The sequence below is a fragment of the Zhongshania sp. genome (genome assembly GCF_041623545.1).
Classification (GTDB): Bacteria; Pseudomonadota; Gammaproteobacteria; order Pseudomonadales; family Spongiibacteraceae; genus Spongiibacter.
Genome location: NZ_JBFJWS010000243.1, coordinates 1 through 4,892 on the forward strand (window position 1 = coordinate 1; position 4,892 = coordinate 4,892).

Sequence of the window (4,892 nt, forward strand, 5' to 3'; positions counted from 1 at the left end):
AAGCCTCGAACTGTTAAACACCGACAAGCTCGATCACGTTCGCTGCATTTGCATCGCTCACGGCATGGAATACCCAGAACAAATACATAGCAAACACCAGCGTATCGCTAAAACCCTTGCTCGAGCGGACCTAATCCTCGCTAATTCCGAGTTTACCGCTCAGCGAGTCAAACCTTATGCCCCTGATTTTTCTCTGGTTCACATACTTCACCCAGGGGTAAATCCACCAGCGCAAGCGTCTGATTACGACATTAAAAAAGCCAATGATTGGCTCGGCGAACATAGCCCAGCGCTGATTACGGTTGGCCGGCTGGAGGCCCGCAAAGGCCAAGACAAAATCATTGAAATTCTACCAAAATTACTGATCGACCACCCAAAGCTAATCTACCTAGTCGTTGGCAGCGGCCCTCTGCAAGACAGCCTAGTTGCCCGCACAAAAGAATTGGGCATAACAGCGAATGTGAAGTTTTGCGGCCGAGTGAGTGACGGCGAGAGATCCGCCCTACTACAAAAAGCCGACCTCTTCGCGATGCCATGTCGCGCCGTCGGCGATTCCGTCGAGGGTTTTGGGATTGTCTACATAGAAGCCGCTATGTTTGGTCTGCCAAGTATAGCTGGACGTGCTGGCGGTGCCGGAGACGCGGTTATCGATGGCCAAACAGGCTTATTGTGCGATGGCGACAGCGAAGAAGATATTTACCTAAGCATCAATAAAATATTCAGTGATGACCAAGCATTAAAGTTAATCGGACAGAAGGCGCAGCACCGAGCCCAGACCGAATTACAATGGCCAAAGATAGCGCAACAGCTACTGGATTATGTCTCCGCACAGCGCGCCGCGACATAAGCTTGCTTCCGGCAGTTAATCCTGCCCGCTATGGAAAAAAAAGCCATGCATACCCGGCCCTTTGCCTTGCGCCTTGTCGTTTAGTAACTCATCAATACGCTGATGGATATTAGTCACTTTGCGCTGCGCTTTTTTTAGCTGCATAAAACCCGGCATAAAATGCCCAGGAATGATGCCCGCACTACCAACCCCGTCAATGACAACTAAGCGCCGTATTGCTGAACCGCCTGCGCCGCTCACATCGCGCTGCACGACAACATTGTGCAAAATCAAATCCCTCGATGGCACGCGGTACTTCAGCCAATGCTCACAGAGCGCATCCACTGCGCGACGACAATCGTCCCCGTAGCCGCGCTCCCAAAGGTATTGCTTTAGCGACAACGAGACCTCTCCACCGCTGTCACGAATTAATTCCGAGCACAGCCCCTTGCCCATGTCGGTATCTACAAAACCAAAGCAGCGACTGATATGCGCAAAAATTTTGTCGTCGTAGTGGCGCTCTAGACTCGCCATAACATTGAATTCATCGAGATTGTCATCAAAGCTCGACAAGGGCTTTAAGTTTTTCGGAAAGCCCTTGCTACGCCGCCGTTCCTCTACACTAAAATCTGGTCGCCGTACTTTGATACACCGCGCGGAATCCATCGGATCGACATAGCACCACCGATTCCCACCCGCTGCAAATGGCTTCAAGGCCTTGAGCGATATCATGCCTTATCACTACCATCAGGATTAATATTGCGCGCCCAAACGTAGTCATGACTAAAGGGCTGAACCATCGTCGCCTCAATAATGTAGCGCGAATACAAAGTCGAATTTAATTCACTCTGAAAGAAGTCCCGCGCCCGCGCCGCCCAGTCCTGACGCTTGGCGTCATCGTGGTGGAATTCGCGAATTTTATTAATCAAATCATCTTGATCATCGAAATACACCAGTGTTTCTGGCGGCACATACTCCTCAAAACCGCCACTGCTATGGGCAAACTGCAGGACGCCATTACCGCCAAGCTGGGACATCCGGTCAGAGGTATACCAGTGATCACCTTCCTGACGATTCAAATTCAGCGCCATTTTCGTCCTAGACAGCGCCAAATCATAATCCCGCCCCCACACCGGCGCCTCACCAAAACTGCCATAGGTCTTAAAATTCATTTCACCGTCGACAGCGTCTTTAATCGCTTTGACCATCTCTAGGCGCTTAGTAAATTTAGTGGCGTTACTGCAAAACAAAAGATCAATGGGCAAATCGGTTTTAACGGAGTTATCTAAAACCTCAACCGTTGGCTCAACCGGATTGGGAATATAATAAAGCCGGGCGCCTAAACCAGCATAACGTCGTAAATCACGCAGGCCAGTAGTCACAAAAACCGCATCTACCACCCCCGCAAAAGCGGCAATGCGCTTGCTATTATTTGGCACAAACAAGGGGTCGCAATTACAGTGAATCAACACACATTCTGGGCGACGCTGGCGAACGAGCTTAAGGCTTTCTACGGTAATAATATCGCTGTGACCAATAATTATTAGGTCCGGATCATTGTGCTCTACAACCTCAAGAAAACGTTTATTTGCGGCCTTTTTGCCTAACTCACGAATGCCTAAGGGAGACTCAAATGCGGCGACATCGCGATCAGAAAAACTGCGCACATAATGATTATTGCGGATTAAGCCGTATTTCATTTTCTCGGCCCAACTAATCCTATTTGCCCCGTAGCTGCGCAGGCGCTCGTAATCCACGTGAAGCACTTTCATCGCCAAACCTCGTCTTAACGCTGCTCTAGTAAACGCCGATACACACCAAGCGTACTGGCTAACTGACTGCTCAAATAATAACTTTCCGGTAGTTTGATTTCCGCGTCAGCATCAATCAAATCATCAACTCTCGCTGCAAATGCAACAATATCATCTGCGGGCACCAAGCCTTGCGGGAAACCGGCATTCAAAGACTCACTAGCGCCGCCGCGATCAAAAGCCACCACGGGCGTGCCAGTAGCCAACGATTCCGGCACCGTGCGCCCAAAAGGCTCTTCTTTATTGGACATATGGCAGGTCACCGCTGCAAGGGCATAAAATGCCGGAATATCACTGCGATGGCCAACAAAGGTGACTTTATCAGCCAAACCCAGCGCGTCGCGCTTAGCCAATAACTCCTCAAAATAATGCTGTTTCCCAGGCTCGGCATCGCCAACCACAACTCCGTGGCAATCCTTTCGCAGGCGCACTAGGTGCGCCATCATTTCCAAAAACGCCTCCTGACCCTTCCAGCGACTTAGGCGCCCTGGCATCAAAATTATATGCTTACCCTCCAGCTCTGGATACGCCGTAAATAGATCCTTGCGCCAAGCTGGACTGCACGCATCACAATTAAAAGCGGCTGGGTCGAGCCCACGAGGAATCAAGGTAATTTTTTCTTCTGGGACGTGATAGTTGACTTGCATATACTTTTTGACGCAGTCAGAAATAGCAATAGCATGTTCGGCACGCGCCATCACCGCGCTGTAAAAATTAACCGAATACATGCCGTGAAACGTGCTCACCAACTTTGGTCTTGTTTTAGGGTTCATGCCGCGCCATGCCAGCCACACAATCCAGGCCGGGACCCGCGAGCGGACATGGACAATGTCAGCCTCCAGCTCTGCCAGCAAGCGACGCATTGGCCTTACTTGCAGCAGCGACATTAGCGACTTGCGATGCACTGGCATCTCAATATGTTCGCTGCCTTCGCTCAGCAGGCCCTCAACCATCCGCCCCCCAGCCGAGATCACCACCGACCGATGGCCACCGCGCACCAACTCTCTGGCCAATTCGACTGTACCACGCTCCACACCGCCGGAGTTCAGCGCAGGCAATACCTGCACAATTGTTAAGGGCGGACGATTATCAGCCATGTTTTCACTTTTCCCCTGACGATTGCTATTCTGCAAAACTTAACTTATTTCCACACCAGCAAGCTCTAATAGCCAATCTGCTGCGCGATCTGCCTCCCAGAGTGAGTAGGCCGCTGCAGGAAGATACGCACTTAGATTCGTTGCGGCAAAGCCCGAAGCCAGCCCAGCATCCAAAACCTGCGCCATGCTCTTTGTGACCCGCGACTCACGCAAGGACGGCAGCATCAGAAGGCCGGTATGTGCCCCGGAACTAATACTTTCGTACACCATCGATACACTGTCACAGCTCACCCACGCCTGCCCGACAGCCGTCAAATTAGCCTGTAACCAGCCCGCCCCCGTTTTTTGGTAGGCAATTGTTTCAATATTCTCGACGCCAAGTGCCGCAATCCGATCAAGGAGGTCTGCCGGAGTACGCGGCGAATCAGACACCAGCCAGACCACCTCAGGCGCAGCAGCGGCAATCTGCTGAACTTGCGCCAAGATAGTATCGTTATCCCAGGCAAAATGTTTATTAATTCCACCGAGCAATATCAGCCCCCGGGCGGGATCACGCCCCTCACTCACAGGCACAATATGATTAATCACCCCCTGGGTTGCCAATACATTTTTACGGGCCGGCGGAGAGTCGTGGCGCGGCATACAAACCGCGTCAAACAGCCATAGCGGCCAATTTGGCCGCATTAGCACCAGTGCTCGGCCACCCGTAAGCCATTTAAGCCACAAAGCCGGCAAGTGTGTGCGACTACCCGCGCAGACAATCCAGTCCGGCCATTGCTCACTAGCAAACTGTGCTTTCAGGCCAGCGCGACCAGTATACGCAAAACCTTGTTCAGCAATATTTAGCCACGACACATTTAACTCAACCTTGTCCTGCAGGCGCGCTACTAGACCCTTGAGCTGATTGAGATGACCAAGGCGGCCATCAGTGATCACCCAAACTTGCATCACGGCCATTAGTAAACTCCTGCCTCACCTTCTGGACGGGTTTTAAAGCGGCGATGCACCCACATATACTGGTCAGGCACCATACGAATATTGTCTTCTAGTAACTTATTAATCGCACGGGCATCAGCAGCGGGATCCCCACTAGGGAAGTCATCCATAGGAATTATCTCCACCCGATAGCGCCGCCCGCCATCCAAGCGCTGCTGCTGG

General features: G+C 51.6%; 5 protein-coding genes and 1 pseudogene. 1 reads left to right on the top strand and 5 read right to left on the bottom strand.

The genetic code is table 11. The annotated features are described in order from the left end of the window. Positions 1–847, top strand: an 847-nt coding sequence (locus tag ABYT30_RS15510; RefSeq protein ID WP_373097407.1) for a glycosyltransferase family 4 protein, incomplete at its 5' end; no start/stop codon positions are given. Positions 848–862: 15 nt separating this feature from the next. Here ABYT30_RS15510 and ABYT30_RS15515 read toward each other — a convergent pair. From ABYT30_RS15515 to ABYT30_RS15535, 5 genes and pseudogenes are all read right to left on the bottom strand, one after another. Beyond that, positions 863–1,558, bottom strand: coding sequence for a YrbL family protein (locus ABYT30_RS15515; protein ID WP_373097408.1), 696 nt, complete (start codon positions 1,556–1,558; stop codon positions 863–865). Continuing rightward, positions 1,555–2,598, bottom strand: a complete 1,044-nt coding sequence (locus tag ABYT30_RS15520) for a glycosyltransferase (protein WP_373082286.1) — start codon at positions 2,596–2,598, stop codon at positions 1,555–1,557. The genes ABYT30_RS15515 and ABYT30_RS15520 overlap by 4 nt, the downstream gene beginning before the upstream one ends. Before the next feature lie 14 nt (positions 2,599–2,612). After that, positions 2,613–3,734 carry a glycosyltransferase family 4 protein gene (locus tag ABYT30_RS15525; RefSeq protein ID WP_373097409.1) on the bottom strand — a complete coding sequence of 374 codons (1,122 nt, stop codon included), beginning with the start codon at positions 3,732–3,734 and terminating at the stop codon, positions 2,613–2,615. A 39-nt stretch (positions 3,735–3,773) separates the two neighbouring features. Next, a complete protein-coding gene (locus ABYT30_RS15530; protein ID WP_373097410.1) occupies positions 3,774–4,691 on the bottom strand; it encodes a mitochondrial fission ELM1 family protein in 918 nt (305 codons plus the stop codon). Then, a pseudogene (locus ABYT30_RS15535) lies at positions 4,691–4,892 on the bottom strand (lipid A biosynthesis lauroyl acyltransferase); the annotation flags it as partial. The pseudogene ABYT30_RS15535 and the gene ABYT30_RS15530, both read right to left, overlap by 1 nt.